This window comes from Paraburkholderia mimosarum LMG 23256 = NBRC 106338, from assembly GCF_000739815.1.
GTDB lineage: Bacteria > Pseudomonadota > Gammaproteobacteria > Burkholderiales > Burkholderiaceae > Paraburkholderia > Paraburkholderia mimosarum.
This window is the reverse complement of the sequence record NZ_BBJJ01000016.1, coordinates 71245-93769: the sequence shown is the minus strand read 5'-3', so window position 1 is coordinate 93769 and position 22525 is coordinate 71245. Positions and strand designations below refer to the sequence as shown.

The following is a 22525-nucleotide window of genomic DNA, read 5'->3' as shown; positions in this document are numbered from 1 at the left end:
GCGGCGCGGCGCGGGCGCTACGAGGCTCAAGGCCTCGAAGTCGACGCTGGCGCAACATGCGAATCCTCATTGCCGAAGACGACAGCATACTCGCGGACGGACTCGTGAGATCACTCCGCCAATCGGGCTATGCCGTCGATCACGTGCGTAACGGCGTAGACGCCGATACGGCGCTGTCGATGCAGTCGTTCGACCTTTTGATCCTCGATCTCGGCCTGCCCAAAATGCCGGGCCTCGAAGTGCTGCGCCGCTTGCGCGCGCGCAATTCCAACCTGCCCGTGCTGATCCTCACGGCCGCCGACAGCGTGGACGAGCGCGTGAAAGGCCTCGACCTCGGCGCCGATGACTACATGGCCAAGCCGTTCGCGCTCAACGAGCTCGAAGCGCGCGTGCGCGCGCTCACGCGGCGCGGCGCGGGCGGCGGCCCGACCGTGGTGCGTCACGGCGCGCTCTCGTTCGACCAGGTGGGGCGCATTGCGCGCATCAACGACCAGGTGCTCGACCTGTCGGCGCGCGAGCTGGGCGTGCTCGAAGTGCTGCTGCAGCGGCTAGGGCGGCTGGTCTCGAAGGAACAGCTCGTCGATCACCTGTGCGAGTGGGGCGAAGAGGTCAGCAACAACGCGATCGAAGTCTACGTGCACCGGCTGCGCAAGAAACTCGAAGCGGGCGGCGTGCGCATCGTGACCGTGCGCGGGCTCGGCTATTGCCTCGAAAAGGAGGCGAAGGAATCGAAGGACGCGCAGGCCGGCGCCCCCGGCGCCCCGCCGGCGATGCCCGCCAGCCACTACTTCAAGTAAGCGGGAGCGACGATGGCCGGGCGTCCCTCCATCGTGCGCGGCGCGTCGCCCAAAGGCGCGCGAGGCGTCGCCGCGGAGAACCCGTCGGGCGCGTCCGCATCCGCCGCGGACGCCCTCGACGACGACGCACGCGACGCCCGCTACGCCAATCCGTTCGCCCCGCCCGACGAAGCCGAAGCCGCCGCCGAGGCACGCCCGCGCTCGCTCTTCGGCGAAATTCTCGACTGGATGCTCGCGCCACTGCTGCTGCTCTGGCCGATGAGCATCGCGGTCACGTATCTCGTCGCGAAATCCATCGCCAACGGGCCCTTCGACCGTGCGCTCGAAACCGACGCCTATGTGCTCGCCCGCCAGATCCAGCCCGTGAACGGCGTGGCCGAGCTGACATTGCCCGCCTCCACGCGCGATTTCCTGCGCGCCGACAACGTCGACAGCGTGTACTACCAGGTGCTCGGAACGCGCGGCGAACTGGTGGGCGGCGACCGGGACATGCCGCTGCCGCACGACGACGACCGCCCGCCGCCGGGCGTGGTCGAGTTCCGCGACGACACGCTGCACGGCATCGATATCCGCGTCGCCTATACGACCGTCGATCCGGGGCACCTCGCCGCCGCCGGTCCGCAAGATCAGCCCGTGCTCGTGCAGGTCGCGGAGACGCTCGACAAGCGCCGCCAGCTCGCCAACGACATCATCAAGGGCGTGATCCTGCCGCAGTTCGTGATCTTGCCGCTCGCGATCCTGCTGGTGTGGTTCGGCCTCTCGCGCGGTCTCGCGCCGTTGCACGCGCTGCAATCGAACATCCGCATGCGCCGCCCCGACGACCTCTCGCCGCTCGAAGCGCGCCGCGCGCCGCCCGAGATCGAGCCGCTCGTCACCTCGTTCAACGATCTGCTCACGCGGCTCGAACAGAACATGGAGCTGCAAAAGCGCTTCATCGCCGACGCCGCGCATCAGATGAAGACGCCGCTCGCGGGCCTGCGCACCCAGGCCGAGCTTGCCTTGCGCCAGGACGCGCCGGCCGAAGTGCACCGCTCGCTCGAGCAGATCGCGACGAGCTCCGAGCACGCCGCGCGGCTCGTCACGCAACTGCTAGCGCTGGCCCGCGCGGAAAACCGCATGTCCGGGCAGATCTTCACGCCGGTCGACGTCGCGGACGTGGCGCGCCACGCCGTGCGCGACTGGGTGCAGCCGGCGCTCGCCAAGCAGATGGATCTCGGCTACGAAGGCCCGGAAAAGGACTACGGCGGGGAAGACGGCGGAGGTGACGATGAAGCGCCGACGCGCGTGGAAGTGGACGGCAACCCCGTGATGTTGCGCGAGATGCTCTCGAATCTCATCGACAACGCGATCCGCTACACGCCAGCGGGCGGACGCATCACCGTGCGCGTGCGGCCCGAGCCCGCGGCGGGCGTGGTCCATCTCGAAGTGGAAGATACGGGCATGGGCATTCCGGCCGCCGAGCGCGAGCGCGTGATCGAACGCTTCTACCGCATTCTCGGCCGCGACGGCGAAGGCAGCGGGCTCGGGCTCGCGATCGTGCGCGAGATCGCCACGATGCACGGCGGCACGCTCGCGATCGAAGACCATGTCTATCAGGAATCGCCACGTCTCGCCGGGACGCTCGTGCGCGTGACGCTGCGGCTGCGCGGGCGGGTTTGAGCCGTGCGCTCGCCGTCAGAGCGGCGAATCTGACCAATCGACTGTGAAATCCGGGATGGGACTTACCCTTACCCAACGCGTCCAGCCCGCCGCAGCAAGACGATGTTAGGAGACGTTGGCGCACGACTATGAGCAGTTGCCGCGTAATTAGGCGATGATGAGCGATCGAACCCCATTCCGACACGTTGCCAGCAAACCCCTACTCGCGTCAGAAACCAGTAAGTTTCCATTCCAATAATGCTCCGCAGGACCGCTGCGGGCAGCGTGCCGCACTTCGCCGCCCGACGGACCACACGCATATCAAAATACTGGAGACATTTATGGCAACCGTTGGCGGACAAGTCTCGCACGCGCCGATGACCCGCGACGAAAAACGCGTGATCTTCGCGTCGTCGCTCGGCACCGTGTTCGAGTGGTACGACTTCTATCTGGCCGGATCGCTTGCGGCCTTCATCAGCAAGAGCTTCTTCTCCGGCGTCAATCCGACCGCCGGCTTCATCTTCACGCTGCTCGGCTTCGCCGCCGGCTTTGCCGTGCGCCCGTTCGGCGCGCTCGTGTTCGGCCGGCTCGGCGACCTCGTGGGCCGCAAGCACACGTTCCTCATCACGATCGTCATCATGGGCCTTTCGACCTTCGTGGTGGGCTTCCTGCCTGGCTACGCGTCGATCGGCATTGCGTCGCCGGTGATCTTCATCGCCATGCGCCTTCTGCAGGGCCTCGCGCTCGGCGGCGAATACGGCGGCGCCGCGACCTACGTCGCGGAGCACGCGCCTGCCGGCCGCCGCGGCTTCTATACCTCGTGGATCCAGACGACGGCCACGCTCGGCCTGTTCCTCTCGCTGCTCGTGATCCTCGGTGTGCGCACCTTCACCGGCGAAGAGCAGTTTGCTGCGTGGGCCTGGCGCATTCCGTTCGTCGCATCGATCCTGTTGCTCGCCGTTTCGGTGTGGATTCGCCTGCAACTCGACGAATCGCCGGCGTTCAAGCGCATCAAGGCCGAAGGCAAGGTCTCGAAGGCCCCGCTCACGGAAGCATTCGGCCAGTGGAAGAACCTCAAGGTCGTGCTGCTCGCCCTCTTCGGCGTCACGGCCGGCCAGGCCGTGGTCTGGTACACGGGCCAGTTCTATGCGCTCTTCTTCCTCACGCAGACGCTCAAGGTGGACGGCGCCAGCGCCAACATCCTGATCGCGCTCGCGCTCCTGATCGGCACGCCGTTCTTCGTGTTCTTCGGCGCGCTCTCGGACAAGATCGGCCGCAAGCCCATCATCATGGCCGGCTGCCTGATCGCGGCGCTCACCTACTTCCCGATCTTCAAGGCCATCACGCACTACGCGAACCCGGCGCTCGAAGCCGCCACGCAGCGCGCGCCGATCGTCGTGATCGCGGACCCGGCCGAGTGCTCGTTCCAGTTCAACCCGGTGGGCACCTCGAAGTTCACGAGCTCGTGCGACATCGCCAAGAGCGCGCTCTCCAAGGCCGGCCTGAACTACGAGAACGTGGCCGCCCCGGCGGGCACGCTCGCGCAGATCAAGGTGGGCGACACGACCGTCGACACGTTCGACGGCCGTGCACCCGGCGCGAAGGAGGCGGGTGCGGTGTTCGACAAGACGCTTGCGGCTGCATTGAAGGCGGCGGGTTATCCGCTCAAGGCCGACCCGTCGCAGCTCAACTGGCCGATGACCGTGGTGATGCTGACGATCCTCGTGATCTTCGTGACGATGGTGTACGGGCCGATCGCGGCGATGCTGGTCGAGATGTTCCCGACGCGCATCCGCTACACGTCGATGTCGCTGCCCTATCACATCGGCAACGGCTGGTTCGGCGGCTTCCTGCCGGCGACGGCCTTCGCGATCGTGGCGGCACGCGGCGATATCTACTCGGGCCTCTGGTATCCGATCGTCATCGCACTGGGGACCTTCGTGATCGGCATGCTGTTCGTGAAGGAAACCAAGGACTCGGATATTTACGCGCAGGATTGATGGTTTGGCGGAGGCGCTTGCAGGCGGGACCGGTCGGGCCGCAAGCGCCGGTTTGAAAAAGATGGCGAAGGGGGTTGACACCCTCCGGGTGTATCGCCATAATTCGTCTTCTTCGGCGAATTAGCTCAGTCGGTTAGAGCGACGGAATCATAATCCGCAGGTCCGGGGTTCGAATCCCTGATTCGCCACCAGTTGTAAGAAGGCCGCTGTCCCGCAAGGGCAGCGGCCTTTTGTCTTTCGGGACGCTTCAAGTGCGAATCAGGTCACAACCCCACGCACACGTAGTTCCGCGCCATGAGGTCGCCGTGCCGGCTTGCCAATGCAAACAGCCCGCTTGCCGTTCGAGTAGCGTGGATTGCGGCGTATCGCCTGGGTCGCGACGCGCACTGCGTGACCGGCACTACGGCGATACGACGGTACACTCACGCGGCACAAGACCGAGCAAATCGCGCAGGGCGTGCAGGCGTTGTCGATCTCGTGGAGACAGGCCAGTCTGCTCCAGCAGACCCTCTATCCTGGACGCCCAATAGTCAAAGCGGATGAGCTGCGGGCGGTGCACCAACGCATTCAACGCGCTCTCCAGTTGTTCGATCTCGGTCTTCGCCATGTTCACGGTCGCTTCCTTGTGTGTTTTGCGAAAGCATCGAATTTCAAATCTGCGGTCCTGACTCCACAGCCGCGATCTTCCGGCAATGACATCGCGTCTGTTCATGCCAAATCGCGTCGCTGTAACGGCAGTTAGTGGTCCTACGTGAGACGCACTACCAATCGACTGCGAAGAAGAGGAGCAGCCCGTGGCCGCTTGCTGCGACGAAAATCCTGCAACAGGACGCTAAGCGACATCGGCATTGTCTGCCGATGCACACATTTCGTGCTTTGCGATCGGCTCGGTCGCGGTCCACGGCGACCAATCGCCTTGCTCATTCGGGACGGCGACACGTAGGGCATGAGAGCCGTCGGAGAACGTGAGCCATTCAATGCTGAGGCGCCAGTCCGCGGCAGGGTCGGCGGCACGGACGTCGCCGCTTCCCTGCTTGAAGTGGAGATTGCCCTCCTGCAGGACGGCAAGCGCCGAATGGCGTTCTGGTTGTGCGCGATTGCGATTCCACCGGTTAAGCAGTCTCGCAGCAATTTCGGCGTCGAACATGTCTAGCGTTCCTCAACGGGCTGATACAGAGATCGACCCAGGCGCATAACTGCGGGGCACGGATCTGACCTGGACGCCGCTTTCACGATCACGCGCAGGCAGGCCATCTAGCAGCGGTTGCCCGAGCAGGCTCTGCCGCACCGCGAAAACCTGAAGCCAGGCTCGATCGACGCGCCTGACACAAGAGCCATATATCGCCCCCGGAAATCGGCTCAAACGGAATGACAGCCGCAGATATTGCGCAATCGTTTGCTTCTTCATTCCGAACGAACCCCGGACATCATTGCGATTGACTTGGTAACGGCCTCGCCTTGGAAGGTTTTGATTGGGGTAAACCCTGAATCCTTCCGGACCGCATCGGAGGCCAGGGACACGTTTCACGTCCTCACTTGCGGCGCCCGTTTGCGATTCGTTGCGCGCACACCCATCTGGCACAAACGCTCAACTCTCGATGCGCTCGCGCGTCACCTGCAACAACGCCGCCATCGCGTGGCTCGCTGCCTGCGCGTCGCGACGAGCAATCGCCTCGTACACGGCAGTGTGATCCGGCAACGCCGCGTTGAAGACTTCCGCGCGCTTCGCGTTCACGCGCAACTGGCCTTCCAGCGTCCGCTCGATCAGCGTACCGAGCGGCACCAGCAATTCATTGCGGCAAGCGCCGAGCACGGCAAGATGAAAGCGCAGGTCCGCGCGCACCCATTCGTCTACATTGCGCGCCTGCGCCATCGCATCATGCGCGCTGGCGAGCGACGCAAGCGCGTCGGCATCGTGCGCACTGGCGGCCAGGCCCGCCGCGAACGGCTCGATCATCTCGCGCATTTCCTGGAGCTTGAGCGCAAAGGCCAGCGGCGGTGCCACACGCGCGTACCAGTCGAGCACGTCGGCATCCAGCAGGTTCCAGGCGTCACGCGCGCGCACCCGGGTGCCCACGCGCGGGCGCGATTCCACGAGCCCCTTCGAAGTGAGCGTGCGCAGCGCCTCGCGCAGCACCGTGCGGCTCACATCGAAGGTTTCCATCAGTTCGGCCTCGCGCGGCAGCACCGTCGCGGGCGGATAGTCGCCACGCAGGATTGCGCTGCCGAGTTCGTAGGCCACGGTGCCATGCAGATCGCGTTGAATCGGCTTTCTCCTCGAGGAACGGACGATGCGAATCCAGTCCAGATACTGGGAATCGACACGAAATAATACTATTAATAGCACTTAAAGGCGAATTTTGCAGTAGTATGTGCGCCTGAACACGTGCCGCGCGCGTTGTGCGCCGCGCCGCCCTACCGCCCTGCACAGGAGACACCGCATGAAAATCACCAGGCTCGAAACCTTCGTCGTTCCGCCGCGCTGGCTCTTTCTCAAGATCGAAACGGACGAGGGCATCGTCGGCTGGGGCGAGCCGGTCGTCGAGGGTCGCGCCCACACGGTCGCAGCCGCCGTCGAAGAACTCGCCGACTATCTGATCGGCAAGGACCCGCTCCTCATCGAAGACCATTGGCAGGTGATGTACCGCGCGGGCTTCTACCGTGGCGGCCCGATCTCGATGAGCGCCATTGCAGGCGTCGACCAGGCGCTATGGGACATCCTGGGCAAGCACCACGGCGTGCCCGTGCATGCGCTGCTCGGCGGCCAGGTGCGCGACAAGATCAAGGTGTATTCGTGGATCGGCGGCGACCGTCCGAGCGACGTCGCCAACAACGCGCGCGCCGTGGTCGAGCGCGGCTTCAAGGCCGTGAAGATGAACGGCTCCGAAGAACTGCAGATCATCGACACGTTCGACAAGGTCCAAGGCGTCATCAACAACGTCGCGGCTGTGCGCGAAGCCGTGGGCCCGAACGTCGGCATTGGCGTGGACTTCCATGGACGTGTGCACAAGCCGATGGCCAAGGTGCTCGCGAAGGAACTCGATCCGTTCAAGCTGATGTTCATCGAAGAGCCGGTGCTTTCCGAGAACGTCGAGGCGCTGCGCGACATCGTCAACCAGACCAGCACGCCGATCGCGCTGGGTGAGCGCCTCTACTCGCGCTGGGACTTCAAGCACATTCTCGCGGGCGGCTACGTCGACATCATCCAGCCCGACGCCTCGCACGCGGGCGGCATCACCGAGTGCCGCAAGATCGCCGCGATGGCCGAGGCGTACGACGTCGCGCTCGCGCTGCACTGCCCGCTCGGTCCGATCGCGCTCGCCACCTGCCTGCAGATCGACGCGGTGAGCTACAACGCGTTCATCCAGGAACAGAGCCTCGGCATTCACTACAACAAGGGCAACGACCTGCTCGACTACATCAGGAATCCCGAGGTTTTCAGGTACGAGGACGGCTTCGTGTCGATTCCGCAGGGCCCAGGGCTCGGCATCGACGTGAACGAAGAGAAAGTGCGCGAGATGGCGAAAACCGGGCACCGCTGGCGCAATCCGGTGTGGCGTCACGAGGACGGCAGCGTCGCCGAATGGTGATGCACAGATGAAACGCCAAACGCGCGGCAGCCACGGTGACGCGGCGCGGTCAATTCCGCGCGTTTCGGCGATGTAACGTTTCCCGAGGCTTTGCGTGCTCCTGCACGCGCGCTTGCGATTCGCTCGAACGGCCTATGTCGTTTGCACACACAGCGAGTTCACGCAAACCCGCGCCGCTCATGGCGCTGCCATCAGCGAACGCAGCCTGCACGGGCCGACGCTTCCCACTGGCCTGCTCCTTGCTGATTTCCCTGCAACCCAACCTCTGCGTTGCAAGGGATTTCCATGGATGCGTCGCTTCCCGACTATCTGATCCGCGAACAAGCCGCCGTGGGCGCGCTCGTCCTCTTCGGCTTTCTGCGCGTGCTCGCCGGCGCCATCGCCTGCGCGCGCGGCTGGCGCATTGGCTGTGTGGAGTACGCCGCGATTGGCGCCGCGGCGCTATGGTGCGCGCCGCAACTGGTCGCACTGATCGCGAATCCTTCATCGGTTGCCGCGCTCGCGGGACTCGAAGGCAACGCCACCGGCTGCGCCATCGCCCTCTTCTTCGCGCCGATCCTCAGTCACCGGCTCGGCTACGAATAAGCTGCCAGGAAGCGACGAGCAAGCCGCTGCGACGACATTTCAGCCCTGCAACACGTAGCCCGGCACGCTGTGCGCGAGCACGGCCGCCGTCACCAGCACGCCGATCATGACGATCGCTTCGAGATGGATCACGTTGACGAAGCGGCGCGCCGCCGCCGTCGACGCGGAGCGCCGCAGTTCCGGCATCGCCACCAGCCGGTTGAAGCCGCCCATCACGAGTGCGATCAGAACGAGCGCCACCTTGATGAGAAGCACACGACCCCACGTGCTGTTCACGATGGCGTCGATCGAACCGCCGCTGCCGCGCAGCGCGTCGAACACGCCCGTCGCGATCACGAAGCCCACGGCGAAGAACGCCACGTTCGAGACCTGGCCCGCGGTGCGGATCAGCACGCCGCGCGCGGTCGAAGCGCCGAGCGCCGGCAGCACGGCGAGGCCGCCCGCCATGACGATGCCGCTCCACGCGCTGGCGCTGAGCAAGTGCAGCGTATGCAGCCCGAGCGCCGCCGAAGCGAGGCCGGCATCGGCGGCATGGCCGAGGCCCGCGCGACCCGCAGCGATGGCGACGAGCGCGAGCCACAGCACGCCATCGCGCGCCACGCTGGCGGTCGCGAACGCGCAGCCGAACAGCACGAGCGCCCCCGCGAGCGCGACGGACCATGCGTGGCCAACGCGCGTTTGCGAGAGCACGGTGCGCACCACGCCGAACGCGCCGGGCAACGATTCGCCGCTCACCGACGCGCTCTCGTAAAGCATCCACATGACGAGCGCGACCACGAGCACGAACGCCGAGGCACGCAACGAGCGTTGCGCGCGCAGCCATGCAAGGCGCGCGGGTGCGACCGGCGTGCGGCCGTCCTTGTCGAGCCAGGCGCCATAGAACGCCGACCCTAGCGCGAACGCATAGGCCATGTTGACGATGGCCGCCATGGCGACCTGCCCGATCGAGAGCCAGTCAGCGTTCATCGGACTTCGCCCTCCCGCGTGAGGCTCGCGCGAACGGCGCGCGAAGCGGAACAGGTGGCTTGCAGCAACGATAGGGAAAGTGCAATAGGAGTCATCGAGACGAGTGGCAAGGAAACAACATGAAAACAACATGAAAACAGCAGCCGCCGCGCGCGCAGCACGTCGCGCGTCCCGCAGCGGTGCCTGCTTCGATAGCTGCCGCATGAATCGGTTCAATGCGCGGTTCAATGCGCGGTTCGATGCACCCACGTCGCCGATTCGATGCGCCGTCAACGCCAGTTCAATGCACGAGCATCGAGTCACGAAGGGGAACCGAAGCAGCACGCTCGTGCAGCGTCATCCTCAGTCATGCGAACGGCATCCGGTGCTCGCCGGATGGGGCGCCGGTGAGGGACAACCCCGTGTCACCGATTGGCGAACAGGTGCAGAATCATAACCGGCGCCGCGACCCTCGGCCGCAAGCGCGTCGCGCGGCGGCTCGAGGGCATCGCGAGACGCTTGTGGCGCATGTGGCAAATGGTCACTATTAGTCCCGGATGCTAGAATCTGCTGCGTCGCCGCAGCGCGCACGGGTCTTCTGCTTTCATCGCGCGCAGCCTACAAGCCGGGCCGTTCGAAGCCTGGTCAGGTCCACGATAAAGATGGAGTTACGCGTGTCCCCAAGACGTATCTTCCGACCGCTCATTCCGCTCGTCGCGCCTCTGGGAGCAGCACTTTTGCTCGGGGCGACCAGCGTTCTCAGCGCTGCATACGCCCAAACGGCGGCGTCAGCCCCACAGCCCAAAGCCCCCGACACCATCGCTTCCCGCGTGCAGGGTTGTACCGCGTGCCACGGCACGCACGGCCAGGGCACCGACAACGATTACTTCCCGCGTCTCGCGGGCAAACCGGCCGAGTACCTGTTCAACCAGCTAATGAACTTCCGCGAGGGTCGCCGCAAGTACCCTCCGATGAATTATCTGGTCACCTATCTCTCCGACGATTACCTGCACGAGATCGCGACATACTTCTCGCAGCAGCGACCGCCCTATCCGCCGCCCGCGAAGCCTTCGGTCGGCAGTGACACGCTCGCGCGCGGTCAGGCCATCGTGCTGCACGGCGATCCGGCCAAGCAGGTGCCCGCCTGCGCGGCGTGCCATGGCGCGAAGCTCACGGGCATGGAGCCGGCCATTCCTGGCCTCGTCGGTTTGCATGCGGACTATATCAGCGCGCAGATCGGCGCCTGGCGCTCGGGCTCGCGGCATGCGAAGGCACCGGACTGCATGCATGAGATCGCCACGCGCCTCACCGACAATGACGTGAATGCGGTCGCGGCCTGGCTCTCCACGCAGAGCGCGCCGCAGAACCCCGTGCCGGCGCCCGCTGGCTCACTGAAGACGCCGCTTGCCTGCGGCAGCGAACCGCAATAAGGCGCCGGGGGAGACAGCCGATATGAACCGAAAGTCCCTGTTCGCACTTTCCGCCGTCGTCGTGGCCGCCGCCGCGGCCCTCGTACCGGTGCTCTGGTCGGGCACCGACTGGCTGCGCAATGGCGCCGTGCAGGCCGCGACGCCCGCCGACCAGGCCGACCTCATCAAGAAGGGCGAATACCTCGCCCGCGCCGGCGACTGCATTGCCTGCCACACGGTGCGCGGCGGCCAGATGTTCGCGGGCGGCTTGCCGATGGCCACGCCGTTCGGCACGCTCTACACGCCCAACATCACGCCCGACGACCAGTACGGCATCGGCAAGTGGAGCGCCAACGACTTCTACCGCGCCATGCACACGGGTCGCTCGAAGGACGGCAGCCTGCTCTATCCGGCCTTCCCGTTCACGAGCTACACCAGGGTCACGCGCGCCGACTCGGACGCGATCTTCGCCTATCTGCGCTCGGTACCGCCGGTGAACGTGCCGAGCCGGCCGCACGAACTCAAGTTCCCGTTCAACAACCGCAACCTGCTGATCGGCTGGCGCACGCTGTTCTTCCGCGAGGGCGAATACAAGCCCGATCCGACCAAATCGGTCGAATGGAATCGCGGCGCGTATCTCGTGGAAGGCCTCGGCCACTGCGGCATGTGCCATACCTCGATCAACGCGATGGGCGGTCCGGTCAACTCGGCGGCTTTCGCGGGCGGTCTGATCCCGCTGCAGAACTGGTACGCGCCGTCGCTCACGGGCAGCGAAGGCGGCCTCGGCGACTGGGACATCAGGGACATCTCGAGTCTCCTGAAGACCGGCGTTTCCGAGCGCGGCGCCGTGTTCGGCCCGATGGCGGACGTGATCCACAACAGTCTGCAATATCTCTCGGATGACGACATCCACGCGATGGCCACGTACCTGAAGACCATCCCGCAGAAGAAGGAAGCGCCCGAAACGATGCAAATGGAGACATCGGAAGCGTTTGGTGGCGAACTCTTGCAGCAAGGTCAGAAGATCTACCATGACCAGTGTGCCAAGTGCCACGCGGACAACGGTCTCGGCATGCCGCCGAACTTCCCGCCGCTTGCGAACAATCAGTCTATCCAGATGCATTCGGCCGTGAATCCGATCCGCATGGTGCTCAACGGCGGTTATCCGCCGAGCACGGAGGGCAACCCGCGCCCTTACGGCATGCCGCCGTTCGCACAGTCGCTCTCGAATCAGGAGGTGGCGGCGGTCGTGACGTTCATCCGTATGTCGTGGGGCAACAAGGGCATGCCGGTGTCCCCGCAACAGGTCGCCGATCTGCGCTCGTCGCCGCTCGACTGACCGGCGCCGGCGTCGACCGGGGTTGGCGCTTCAGCGCTCGCTCGGGTCCCACGCCGAGCGCGACGGCCCCCGCAGGCCGTTACTGCTATAGTGGCGTTTGCCTGCCAGGGCGCAATCCGCGGAAACCGCGGGCTGCGCCCTTCGCCATTTGTCGCCGGCCGCGCGGTGCAGCCCGCTCCGTGGCCCGTCAGGCATGGGTTTGGGCGCTGTGGTCGAGCACTGCGGACCGCGCAGGGGGGATCTGTTTCCCCTGCGCACTACGGGCGAAAAGAACAAGGAGTGGTCGTCATGCACGCCGGTGAGCGTCTGAACAGCATGACTCACCTCGTGGGCGCGATGTTGTCGGTAGCGGGGCTGGTCTCGCTCGTGACGCTCGCCGCGCTGGATCACGACGCGTACAAGGTCGTGAGCTTTGCGGTATACGGGGCAATGTTGTGTGCGCTGTACACGATCTCGACGCTGTATCACGGCGTGCGCGGCGTGCGCCTGAAAGCCGTGCTGCAGAAGTGCGACCATGCCGCGATCTATCTGCTCATCGCGGGAAGCTATACTCCGTTCTCGCTCGTGACCCTGCGCGGGCCTTGGGGCTGGTCGCTCTTCGGCGTGAGTTGGGGGCTCGCGGCCCTCGGCATCGTCCAGGAGCTCACGCTCGGGCGGCGCACCAGGGCGTTTTCGATGGTGCTGTACGTGGTGATGGGCTGGCTCGCGGTGGTGGCGGTTCGCCCGCTCGTCAAGGCCCTGCCGACGGCAGGCACGGCGTGGCTACTCGCCGGCGGCCTCATCTACAGCGCCGGCATTTATTTTTTCGTCAATGACGAACGCATCCGGCACGGACATGGAATCTGGCATCTGTTCGTGCTCGCCGGGAGCGTCTGTCAATTCGTGAGCGTCGCGCGCTACGTCGCGTGACGCGTCAATGTGAAGGCATCGCCCGGTCGCCGCAGTGTCCGCGACCGGGCGACGCAACTTAACGCCAGACGACGTGTCTTGATCGACCGTCCGTTCCATTAAGAAAAAATGCGGCGCGCGCACTGGCGCGCCGTCCGAACAACGCATGAGAGCGGCTTCACCGGGCGCATTCGAACCCGGGAACGCTGGTTTGGCTGCGCAGCGCGCCTCCATGGGCCGCGAAGCGACGCCAGCGCTGATGCAATACAACAGGTGTTTATGTCTTTCGATTCTCTCGGCTTGTCCGAACCGCTGGTCCGCGCCGTCAACGAACTTGGCTACAGCACGCCCACGCCGATCCAGGCGCAAGCGATTCCCGCCGTGCTCGGCGGCGGCGACCTGCTCGCCGGCGCGCAAACCGGCACAGGCAAGACCGCCGGCTTCACGCTGCCGATCCTGCAACGCCTCTCGGACATGCCACCGGGCGCGAATGGCAAGCGCGTGGTGCGGGCGCTGATCCTCACGCCCACGCGTGAACTCGCCGCACAGGTCGAAGAGAGCGTGCGCGCCTACGGCAAGTATCTGAAGCTCAAGTCCACGGTGATGTTCGGCGGCGTGGGCATCAATCCGCAGATCGACGCGCTCAGGCGCGGCGTGGACATCGTGGTCGCGACGCCAGGGCGCCTGCTCGATCACATGCAGCAGAAGACGATCGACCTTTCTCAGCTCGAGATTCTCGTGCTCGACGAAGCCGATCGCATGCTCGACATGGGCTTCATCCACGACATCAAGCGCGTGCTCGCGAAGCTGCCGCCCAAGCGCCAGAACTTGCTCTTCTCGGCCACGTTCGCCGACGAGATCAAGGCGCTCGCCGACAACCTGCTCGACTCGCCGGCGCTCATCGAAGTCGCGCGCCGCAACACCACGGCCGAAACCGTTGCGCAGAAGATCTATCCCGTCGACCGCGACCGCAAGCGCGACCTGCTCACGCACCTCATCCGCCAGCACAACTGGTTCCAGGTGCTCGTGTTCACGCGCACGAAGCACGGCGCGAACCGCCTTGCCGAGCAACTCACGAAGGACGGCATCAGCGCGCTCGCGATTCACGGCAACAAGAGCCAATCGGCGCGCACGCGCGCGTTGAGCGAGTTCAAGGACGGCACGCTGCAGGTCCTGGTCGCCACCGACATCGCCGCGCGCGGCATCGATATCGACCAGCTCCCGCACGTGGTGAACTACGACCTGCCGAACGTGCCCGAGGACTATGTGCACCGCATCGGCCGCACCGGCCGCGCGGGCGCGACGGGCGAGGCGGTGTCGCTCGTGTGCGTGGACGAGCATCAGCTGCTCAAGGACATCGAGAAGCTGATCAAGCGCGCAGTGCCGCAAGAGGTCATTCCGGGCTTCGAGCCGGACCCGAACGCGAAGCCGGAGCCGATCCAGCGCCGTAGCCAGCCGCAAGGCCGCTCGCCGCGCCAGGGGCAAGGTCAGGGCCGCGGGGCGTCGAATGGCGCCAACAGCGGCCGCCCAGCGCAAGCGCGTGAAGCACGCGAGCCGCGCGAATCGCGCGGCGGTAATCGCGAAGGTGGGCGCGAAGGTGGGCGCGAAGGTGGGCGCGAAGGCGGCCGCGAAGGTAATCGTGACGGTGGCCGTGAAAGCAACCGCGCGCAGGCATCCAATAGCGGCGGCAATGGCGGTCAGCGCCAGGCCAAGCCGGCCTCGAACGGCGGCGGCGTGCGCACGGCAAAACCCGTCAAGCAAGGCGCGAATCACGGCGCACAAGGCGCGCGCGGCGAGCACACGCGCCGCGAAAGTCAGCGCGGCGAGCACACGCGCCGCGAAAGTCAGCGCGGCGTCTCGCACGAGAGCGCGCTTGGCCGCCCGCAACGCAAGCCGCAATCCAACCCCGGCGCGCTGCTCGGCGGCCGCCCGGGCGGCAGCAATCGGCGCGACGGCAACGGCCAGCGCGATCGCTGATCTCCCGCGCTCCCGCCCCTCAGTCGGCCGTGCGTCGGTCGTTGTGCGGCGGGCGCTACTGCAGACAAAAAAGCCCGCTTTCCAGCGGGCTTTTTTTTCGCGGCGCGCCAGCGCTAGCGGAAGAAAACGTGCTGCGTGATCTTCGCGAGCGGATAGTGCACACCCGGCTGAATCTTCGCGGGCAGGTTGAGCGGCTTGAGCAGCATCTTCACGCACATGTCGGCGGAAAGATTGCGGCGCACGAGCTTGTTCACGCGTGCGGTCAACTCGCGGCTATAGGCCTCGTCGCGTACGCGGTCGGGATAGCGGCCCGCGAATACATGACGCAGCGCGATCTCGGAATCCTCGTTCTTGATCTCCATCACGCGGCGCATGAGCGCACCGAGCACGGCCAGACGCCCATGGCCTTCTATCTGGTTGTACTTCTTGAAATAGCGGAAAAAGTGCTTGTAGTGGCGCACTTCGTCGCTGCGGATGTTGTCGGTGATTTCCTTGAGCACGGGGTCGTTCGAGCATTCGCCGATCGCACGGTAGAGCGTCGCCGTGCCGGTTTCCACCACGCAGCGCGCCACCATTTCAAGCGCGCGGGTCCTCTCGAACTCCTCGAACGAACAGGTCTTCGAATACTCGTCGATGAAATTTCGGAACGCCGTATCCCAGTCGAAGTCGGGCCATACGTGTTGAATGTAGGTCTTCAGCGCACGGCCATGCTGAAGCTCCTCGGGCTCCCATTCGCGATTGAGCCACTCCGAGACTTCGGGGTCGCCGTTGAAAAACACGCTCAGGTTGCTGGTGTAAAGGTCGGAGCCGCTTTCGATGAACGAAGAGGCGCACAGGAGCAGCATCAGATCTTCGTTGGCGGCGGCCCGTCGACGGTCGATACGGGTGAGATCGATGTCTTCGATGCGCCAGGGCATCTCATGGCGAGGCTCGTTGTCGTTACGCATTGTGTCGTACTCCCGAAGCGGTCGCTACGCTCACGGCGCGCGGCGCATGACCGGCGCCCCCCGAGGCTCGGCATGTCGTGTCTGTCGCGCAGTGAAAGGTTATCAGCCATCCCTATTGCATCTTAGCTGTTGTTTCGCGTAGCTGCAGTTATTCAGCACAGACCGTACCCGTTGCCTACAGTTCCGGGAACAAACACCTCGTTTGCACTACATCGTGAGTCGGGATGCGGCGCGGGTGGCCATGCCCGCTTGCCACGTTGCCGTGCTGGTCGACTCATCGAGCTGTCGGGGGCAAGCGCGAAAGCGCATGTCCCGCGACGCCAGTTGCGATGCAGAGGCCGTGCCCTTGCCGCAGTGCGGTAAGAACCTCAAGTGATTTCGCGAATCGGGGCGGCTCGCACTACCGCTGCGCGTGGCCTCGAATGTCAAAGGGAAAATTTTCGGGGTGTGGTTTGTACAACGCGGCGGTGTTGACTACACTCCAGTTCCCCGAGGCAGATCCCGGGCTGGATGCCGTTTTGGCCGCGCAGAGGCGGTTCGGGCGGCCGGTCCCTCCAGTCATTCGATCTGCGTCGTTGCAGGCTTTCGCTCACACCACCGCATTTTTGTCGCCGCGCCGCCCTGCGGGCCGCAACGGGCGACCTCTGATGCGGCAACACGGAGAGAGAACGATGCTGAGTCCGCATGAATTCGCCACCCTGCTGCTAGTGAAGGACGCCCCCAATCAGCTCGACATGGAGCGAGAAGAACTGGACGCCTTGCTCGAACGACAGCTCGTCCAACTGGAGCGCCTCGCTTCCGGCCTCCAGCAATGGCGACTAACCGAAATCGGCGACTCTGCGTTGCGCGCCATCAAACGGTGTTCGTAGCCTGAGCCTGCGGGTCAGGCGCCCGCCCAGCCACAGGCCCCATTGCCCTTTACCGATTTGCGCGGACGCGAGGTCGTCCGCCAGCCCGACTTGTCGGGCACGTCCCCGATGCAGGCGCACGGCAGTAGACGTACGCGCCTGCAGTGCATGGTCACGCGGACCCGCGCGCTTCATGCCCGCGTGACCATTTTTTTGCGCACTGTTGCGTGCTCTCGTCCGGGAGCGGATTTCCTGCGCTCACGAGCGCCTTGCCACTGAATTGCCCGTCTAGCCCGCCCGCAGCGTGGGGTCGGCTGCTGCACGCCAGCTCAGCGCCTGCGCGCGCTGGGCGTTGAGGAACTTCACCCACTGGCTATGCGCCTCGGGCTCGGTGCTTTTGCCGAGCGCGGCGTACTGCTGCGCGAGCGCCACCTGAAAACCGCAAAACTGGTCCTGAGGCAACCTGCCGCGTCGATTGGCGACCCAGGCGTCGAGAATCGCCGAGTAGACGCCCGGCGCGTACGCGCCGAAGTCCGCCGTTTGGCCGCACATCTGCTGCAAGGCGGCGAGCGAAGGCGCGCGCCCCCCTCCCTCGGGCCCCGGCGGCGCGCCAACGCACCCCGCGACCAGTATGGCCGCACCGATCATCGCTATTCCACGCATGATTGCCTCGTTGCAGTTTTTTCGACGGTTGGAACAGTGGCGTCCCGACGCCGCCATTGTCGCACCGAGCCGCGCGAGCCACATCTGGACGGTCCGCCGGGGCGAGGGAAGCGGATGACGTCGTGGCCCCTGAGCCCACTCCGTGCAAAAAGCAAAAGCACGTATGATGGGGGGTTTCCACCTTCTCGCCTGCCTGGCCGCAGCGCGCATCGGCCCTTGGCCAAGCGTCGCCCGGCCTCTCGTTTCACGCATGATCGACCATCTCATCTGCGACTGTGACGGCGTGCTCGTCGACAGCGAAGTCATCGCCGACCGCGTGCTTTTCGAAACGCTCAGCAGCACCTTCCCCGGCATCGATTTCCACGCCGCCGTGAATGCGGCGTTCGGCCAGCAGACCTCGCGCTTTCTCGCCGACGTCGCCGCGCGCTTTAACCTCACGCTGCCCGACGACTTTCTCGAGACGATCGAGCATCGCTGCGAAGCCGCCATTGCGGAATCGGTGAGCCCGATCAACGGCGTACGCGATGCCTTGCACAAGGTCACGCTGCCTGCCGCCGTCGTCTCGAACAGCCGGATCACGCGCGTGCACGCCTCGGTGCGGCGCGCCGGGCTCGACACGATCTTCGGCGAGCGGATCTTCAGCGCCGAGCAGGTCGCGCGTCCCAAGCCTTACCCGGACGTCTATCTGCACGCGGCGCGGCAACTCGGCGTGGAGCCGGCGCGCTGCGTCGTCGTGGAGGACAGCATTTCTGGGTTGAATGCCGCGCGCGCGGCCGGCATGAAGACGATCGCGTTCGTCGGCGCGAGCCATATTCCTTCTGGCTACGCCGATGTGCTGCGCGAGATGGGCATCACGCGCATCATGGCGCACATGGAAGAGCTGCCCGCGCTCGTCGAGGCCGGCGTGCGCGGCGAGTTCGGCGACGTGCAGTCGTAAAATCCGGCTGCGCGCCCGCGGAAGACGCGCGACGCAGCGCCCAACAGCGCCACGTCGCTCGACCCGCTACTTCGGCCAGCCCGCGTCAGGCCGGCTCGGCGCAGCGCTCGCGCGCCACGGCGAGCGACTCGCGAAACGCCACGAGTTCGGCAATCGTCAGCATCGGCAGGTTGTGGAGTTTCGCGAAGTCGTCGATCTGCTTGCCGCGCGCCATCGTGCCGTCGGGGTTCATCAGTTCGCAGAGCACGCCCGCAGGCGCGAGGCCCGCGAGCACCGCCAGGTCCACGGTGCCTTCGGTGTGGCCGCGGCGCGCCAGCACGCCGCCTTGCTGGGCACGCAGCGGGAACACATGACCGGGGCGCACGATATCGGCCGGCTTCGCGTTCGGGGCGATCGCGGCGCGGATCGTCGTCGCCCGGTCGGCGGCCGAAACGCCCGTGCTCACGCCCTCGCGCGCCTCGATCGAGACCGTGAACGCGGTGCGGTTGCGGCTTTCGTTGTGCGACACCATGGGCGGAAGTTCGAGCGCGCGCACCTTTTCTTCCGAGAGGCACAGGCAGACGATGCCGCTGCATTCGCGGATGAAGAGCGCCATCGTTTCGGTCGTGAGGCGCTCGGCGGCGACGATCAGATCGGCTTCGTCCTCGCGGTCGTGGTCGTCCTGCAGGACGACCGGGCGGCCTTCACGCATGGCTTGCAGCGCGGCGGCGATGCGCGGCGGCATCGGTTCCGATTCGAGAAACGGGAGATCGGCAGCGGCGTCGAGCGGCGCGCCTTGGGACGATGCGAAGGTGGAACTGGCAGTAAGAGACATGTGAAACGCTCCTCGCGAGAGTTAGGCGAAAAACGTTTCAGGGCATTGCAAACAGACAGGAATCCCCGGCGCGCGCCGTTCGGCAGACATGCCGCGTGCCTCGAACACAACGAGGAACGCACGCGTGTCGGCCGAAACGCCGCGGCGGATGGGCAAACATGACCATCTGCACATCTTCTTCCATCCGGACTATGACCGTCGGCTCTGGCTTCGCACCAGATCTGCTGACCCTGCGCGCAAACAACGAGGCTCGCGCAGGCGCTCGCGGGCTCGCAGGCCTTGCCTTGCGGCGCGGCCGGCATACCGCCGGTGGGGAATTGCACCCCGCCCTGAAGACGCACTGATTACCGGCTCATTAGCTGAATTAGCCGGCGGGCAAAGAATATAACAGGCCGCGCGATCGTGCAGCGCGAAAAAGCTCGATTAGACAAGGCTACCGAAACGGGTCTTGTGCATTCCCGCATCGGCGCAAGGTCCGCCTGGTGGGGCGCAGCGCCGTTCATACCGGCCGCGCGGCCACTTCGGCGATTTCATGGGCCGTCTCGACCGCATCGCTCGCATCGACTGGATCGGCCGCATCGACCGTCGATCCCGGCTCGCCGGCGGACGCCGGGGCAGGCACGCCCCAACGCGGCGGTGTCTCGGCGTTCAGCGTCACGCGGAACACGCGCGCTTCGGTGTCGCCGGGATTACGCAGGCTGTGCGGCTGGTCGGCGTCGAACTGAATCGCGTCGCCCGTTGCGAGCAGTTGGCGCCGATCGTTCACGCGCACTTCGAGCGTGCCCTCGCTCACCACGAGATTCATCGTGGTGCCGGGCGGCCGACGCACGCCGGGCTCCGTATGCAGCGCCGCCACGCGCAGTTCGTGGAATTCGACGGCGGTGCGCTCGCCTTCCGGGTAGAGTGCGCGCGCCGAGTAGCGGCCGTCGGCGGAAACGAGTCGCGGCGCGCGCTCGGCGGGCAGATGCTCGAAACCGTTCACGGCATGGCGCCGCAAGAACGCCGCAACCGATACCTTCAGCGCCGCCGCCACCTTGCACAGCACCTTGATCGACGGCACGCTGCGCGCCGACTCGACCTGGGCCAGCATCGCGCGCGAGACACCCGAGGCGCGCGCAAGCGCGTCGAGAGAAAGCTGGCGTTCGGCGCGCAACCGCGCGAGATTCACGCCCACGAGATGCTCGAGCGTGTCGAACGTGTCGGGCGCGTATCCGGATCCTTCGGTCTGCGCAATATTGGGCTGCGCATCGCGCACGAGCGCGAGAGGGGAATGCATGGCTGCCTCCTGGCGCGCCGCGTGGAAGCAGCGCATGAGCGTGAATGGAGGCAAGACTAGCATCGCGATTTGCCGCGCCCAACGAAGTTATCTTCACACTGTTATCAGCATTGCAGAGCGGGATTCGGGGATTGCTTTCGCGCCCTGCGCATAAGGCGCGGCCTTGCGCATTGCCCTCGTCGGGCGCTCACGTATTCTGCCGCGCCGCCACGTGCGCGTCGCGCAGCGGTACGGCGCGCGCATCGAGCCGCGCCGCCGCCCATGTGAGCACGAGCGCTGCCACCGAGACGGCCGCAGCCACCCAAGGCAGCGAGTCGAGTGCCACGCCGTGTGCAATGGCGAGCCCGCCCATCCAGGCGCCCATTGCATTGCCCACGTTGAACGCACCGATGTTCAGCGTCGAGGCGAGATTCGGCGCCGCCGCGGCCTTCGCGACCACGCGCATCTGCAGCGGCGGCACGGTCGCGAACGCGGCGATCCCCCAGACGAACACGGTGACGGCAGCCGGCCACATCGCATGGCTCGTCCTCGTAAAGATGGCCATCACCACGGCGAGCACCACGAGAATGCCCATGAGCGAAGGCATCAGCGCGCGGTCCGCGAGCTTGCCGCCCAAGGTGTTGCCGAGCGTCAGGCCCACGCCGAACAGCACCAGCATCAGCGTCACGCCGCGCGGCGAGAAGCCGCCCACCTGTTCGAGAATCGGCGCAATGTAGGTGAACACGACGAACACGCCGCCAAAGCCCAGCACCGTCATGCCGAGCGCGAGCCACACCTGCGGGTCGCGCAGCACGCGCACTTCGTGGCCGAGACCGGATGGGCCGCTGTCGTGATGGTTGGGAACCAGGGCCGTCACGCCAATGAGCGAGAGCACGCCCAGGCCGCTCACGATCCAGAACGCCATGCGCCAGCCGAACTGCTGGCCAATGGCTGTGCCGAACGGCACGCCGAGCACGGTGGCAAGCGTGAGGCCGGTGAACATCAGCGCAATGGCGCTCGCCCGCTTTTCCTGCGGCACGAGCGAGGCGGCCACCACGGCGCCGATGCCGAAGAACGAGCCGTGCGCAAACGAGGCCACGACGCGTGCGACCATCAGCAGCGCGTAGGTCGAGGCGAGCGCGCACATCACGTTACCGACGATGAACACGCCCATCAGCAATTGCAGCGCGAGCTTGCGCGGCATGCGGCTGGTCAGCGCGGCAAGAAGCGGCGCGCCGGCCGCCACGCCGAGCGCATAGCCGGTCACGAGCAGGCCCGCGGCGGGAATCGTCACGTTCAGATCGCGCGCGACGTCGGGCAACAGGCCCATGATGAGGAACTCAGTGGTGCCGATGGCAAAGGCGCTGATGGCCAGCGCGAGCAAGGGAATGGGCATCGAAATCTCCGTCAACGAGCCTGGATTCAATCGGGTTCAGTCGGCCGCGGTTGGCTGCGGTTGGTCGCGGTCGGCAGCGGTTGGCCTCATGCCGCCGCGCCGCCCGCCGTCGACGTCACGAACTCGACGACGACGCCCGGCGCGAGCGCAACGAAAAGCTGGATTTCCGCACACACGGGCACCTCGGCGCGCTGGTGCAGCACGCGGTGCGCGGCGAGCCGTTCGAGCAGCGCGCGCCACGCGTCGCCGGGCGCGACGCGAAACGCCACGTGGTCGATGCGGGGCGCGACGAGCGGACCCGATGAACCCGGCGATTGCGCGGGCACGGTCGCATCGACGAGGTGGATGACCGGGCGGCCGTTCGCGTAGAGCCAGTGGCCGTCCACGCGAAACGGCGGACGCGGACCTTCGTCGAGGCCGACGATGTCGCGAAAGAAGCGGCATGCGCCTTCGAGGTCGGGCGTGACGAGGGTGACGTGATCGAGTTGCATGGCGTG

The 22525-nt window shown here is 65.9% G+C and carries 20 protein-coding genes, 1 tRNA gene, 1 pseudogene and 1 riboswitch; of the genes and pseudogenes, 12 read left to right on the top strand and 10 right to left on the bottom strand.

Annotation, left to right across the window (positions count from 1 at the left end; all coding sequences use genetic code 11):
- Positions 1-56 precede the first annotated feature (56 nt).
- The 4 genes from BMI01S_RS14140 to BMI01S_RS14125 all read left to right on the top strand — a co-directional run bounded on the left by BMI01S_RS14140 (position 57) and on the right by BMI01S_RS14125 (position 4626).
- A complete protein-coding gene (locus tag BMI01S_RS14140) occupies positions 57-797 on the top strand; it encodes a response regulator transcription factor (RefSeq protein WP_028211775.1) in 741 nt (246 codons plus the stop codon).
- Positions 798-809: 12 nt separating this feature from the next.
- Complete coding sequence (locus BMI01S_RS14135) at positions 810-2456, top strand: sensor histidine kinase (RefSeq protein ID WP_081715979.1); 1647 nt, start codon at positions 810-812, stop codon at positions 2454-2456.
- A gap of 320 nt (positions 2457-2776) precedes the next feature.
- On the top strand, positions 2777-4435 hold the full coding sequence (locus BMI01S_RS14130) for an MFS transporter (RefSeq protein ID WP_028211776.1): 1659 nt from the start codon (positions 2777-2779) through the stop codon (positions 4433-4435).
- Positions 4436-4549: 114 nt separating this feature from the next.
- Positions 4550-4626: transfer RNA gene (locus tag BMI01S_RS14125), tRNA-Met, on the top strand.
- 209 nt (positions 4627-4835) lie between these two features.
- Here the strand turns inward: BMI01S_RS14125 and BMI01S_RS14120 are convergent.
- The 3 genes from BMI01S_RS14120 to BMI01S_RS14110 form a co-directional block, all read right to left on the bottom strand.
- Entirely contained in the window at positions 4836-5147 is a 312-nt protein-coding gene (locus BMI01S_RS14120; protein WP_238327791.1) for a hypothetical protein, read from the bottom strand.
- A 120-nt stretch (positions 5148-5267) separates the two neighbouring features.
- Complete coding sequence (locus BMI01S_RS14115; RefSeq protein WP_042289556.1) at positions 5268-5582, bottom strand: hypothetical protein; 315 nt, start codon at positions 5580-5582, stop codon at positions 5268-5270.
- A gap of 441 nt (positions 5583-6023) precedes the next feature.
- Positions 6024-6734, bottom strand: coding sequence for a FadR/GntR family transcriptional regulator (locus BMI01S_RS14110; protein WP_028211778.1), 711 nt, complete (start codon positions 6732-6734; stop codon positions 6024-6026).
- Between the two features lie 142 nt (positions 6735-6876).
- Between BMI01S_RS14110 and dgoD the strand changes: the two genes are divergently transcribed.
- A complete protein-coding gene (gene dgoD, locus BMI01S_RS14105) occupies positions 6877-8025 on the top strand; it encodes a galactonate dehydratase (protein ID WP_028211779.1) in 1149 nt (382 codons plus the stop codon).
- Between the two features lie 285 nt (positions 8026-8310).
- Positions 8311-8610 carry a hypothetical protein gene (locus BMI01S_RS14100; protein WP_028211780.1) on the top strand — a complete coding sequence of 100 codons (300 nt, stop codon included), beginning with the start codon at positions 8311-8313 and terminating at the stop codon, positions 8608-8610.
- Positions 8611-8649: 39 nt separating this feature from the next.
- Here the strand turns inward: BMI01S_RS14100 and BMI01S_RS14095 are convergent, their stop codons facing one another.
- Positions 8650-9576: a copper resistance D family protein gene (locus BMI01S_RS14095; protein WP_028211781.1), complete on the bottom strand. Its 927-nt coding sequence runs from the start codon at positions 9574-9576 to the stop codon at positions 8650-8652.
- A 641-nt stretch (positions 9577-10217) separates the two neighbouring features.
- Between BMI01S_RS14095 and BMI01S_RS14090 the strand changes: the two genes are divergently transcribed.
- The 4 genes from BMI01S_RS14090 to BMI01S_RS14075 all read left to right on the top strand — a co-directional run bounded on the left by BMI01S_RS14090 (position 10218) and on the right by BMI01S_RS14075 (position 15168).
- On the top strand, positions 10218-10985 hold the full coding sequence (locus BMI01S_RS14090; RefSeq protein WP_028211782.1) for a c-type cytochrome: 768 nt from the start codon (positions 10218-10220) through the stop codon (positions 10983-10985).
- Positions 10986-11007: 22 nt separating this feature from the next.
- On the top strand, positions 11008-12303 hold the full coding sequence (locus BMI01S_RS14085; protein WP_028211783.1) for a cytochrome c: 1296 nt from the start codon (positions 11008-11010) through the stop codon (positions 12301-12303).
- A 288-nt stretch (positions 12304-12591) separates the two neighbouring features.
- Positions 12592-13212: a PAQR family membrane homeostasis protein TrhA gene (gene trhA, locus BMI01S_RS14080; protein ID WP_028211784.1), complete on the top strand. Its 621-nt coding sequence runs from the start codon at positions 12592-12594 to the stop codon at positions 13210-13212.
- A gap of 258 nt (positions 13213-13470) precedes the next feature.
- Positions 13471-15168, top strand: coding sequence for a DEAD/DEAH box helicase (locus BMI01S_RS14075; protein WP_028230965.1), 1698 nt, complete (start codon positions 13471-13473; stop codon positions 15166-15168).
- A gap of 113 nt (positions 15169-15281) precedes the next feature.
- Here BMI01S_RS14075 and BMI01S_RS14070 read toward each other — a convergent pair whose 3' ends face one another.
- Positions 15282-16115: a ferritin-like domain-containing protein gene (locus tag BMI01S_RS14070; protein WP_028211786.1), complete on the bottom strand. Its 834-nt coding sequence runs from the start codon at positions 16113-16115 to the stop codon at positions 15282-15284.
- A 671-nt stretch (positions 16116-16786) separates the two neighbouring features.
- Between BMI01S_RS14070 and BMI01S_RS14065 the strand changes: the two genes are divergently transcribed.
- Entirely contained in the window at positions 16787-16984 is a 198-nt protein-coding gene (locus BMI01S_RS14065) for a hypothetical protein (protein WP_028211787.1), read from the top strand.
- Between the two features lie 267 nt (positions 16985-17251).
- Here BMI01S_RS14065 and BMI01S_RS14060 read toward each other — a convergent pair whose 3' ends face one another.
- Entirely contained in the window at positions 17252-17626 is a 375-nt protein-coding gene (locus tag BMI01S_RS14060; RefSeq protein WP_028211788.1) for a hypothetical protein, read from the bottom strand.
- A 250-nt stretch (positions 17627-17876) separates the two neighbouring features.
- Here BMI01S_RS14060 and BMI01S_RS14055 point away from each other — a divergent pair, with 250 nt between their 5' ends.
- The gene (locus BMI01S_RS14055; RefSeq protein ID WP_028211789.1) at positions 17877-18563 is read left to right on the top strand and encodes an HAD family hydrolase; all 687 of its coding nucleotides are present in this window, start codon (positions 17877-17879) and stop codon (positions 18561-18563) included.
- Positions 18564-18648: 85 nt separating this feature from the next.
- On the opposite strand, the gene ribB is transcribed toward BMI01S_RS14055, so the two are convergent.
- The 4 genes and pseudogenes from ribB to BMI01S_RS14035 form a co-directional block, all read right to left on the bottom strand.
- Entirely contained in the window at positions 18649-19377 is a 729-nt protein-coding gene (gene ribB, locus BMI01S_RS14050) for a 3,4-dihydroxy-2-butanone-4-phosphate synthase (protein WP_028211790.1), read from the bottom strand.
- Between the two features lie 168 nt (positions 19378-19545).
- Positions 19546-19718: riboswitch (FMN riboswitch) on the bottom strand.
- Between the two features lie 260 nt (positions 19719-19978).
- Positions 19979-20653, bottom strand: a pseudogene (locus tag BMI01S_RS14045) (helix-turn-helix domain-containing protein); the annotation flags it as partial.
- A gap of 187 nt (positions 20654-20840) precedes the next feature.
- Complete coding sequence (locus tag BMI01S_RS14040; protein WP_028211791.1) at positions 20841-22028, bottom strand: MFS transporter; 1188 nt, start codon at positions 22026-22028, stop codon at positions 20841-20843.
- An 86-nt stretch (positions 22029-22114) separates the two neighbouring features.
- Positions 22115-22519 carry a VOC family protein gene (locus tag BMI01S_RS14035; protein ID WP_028211792.1) on the bottom strand — a complete coding sequence of 135 codons (405 nt, stop codon included), beginning with the start codon at positions 22517-22519 and terminating at the stop codon, positions 22115-22117.
- Between the last annotated feature and the right edge of the window lie 6 nt (positions 22520-22525).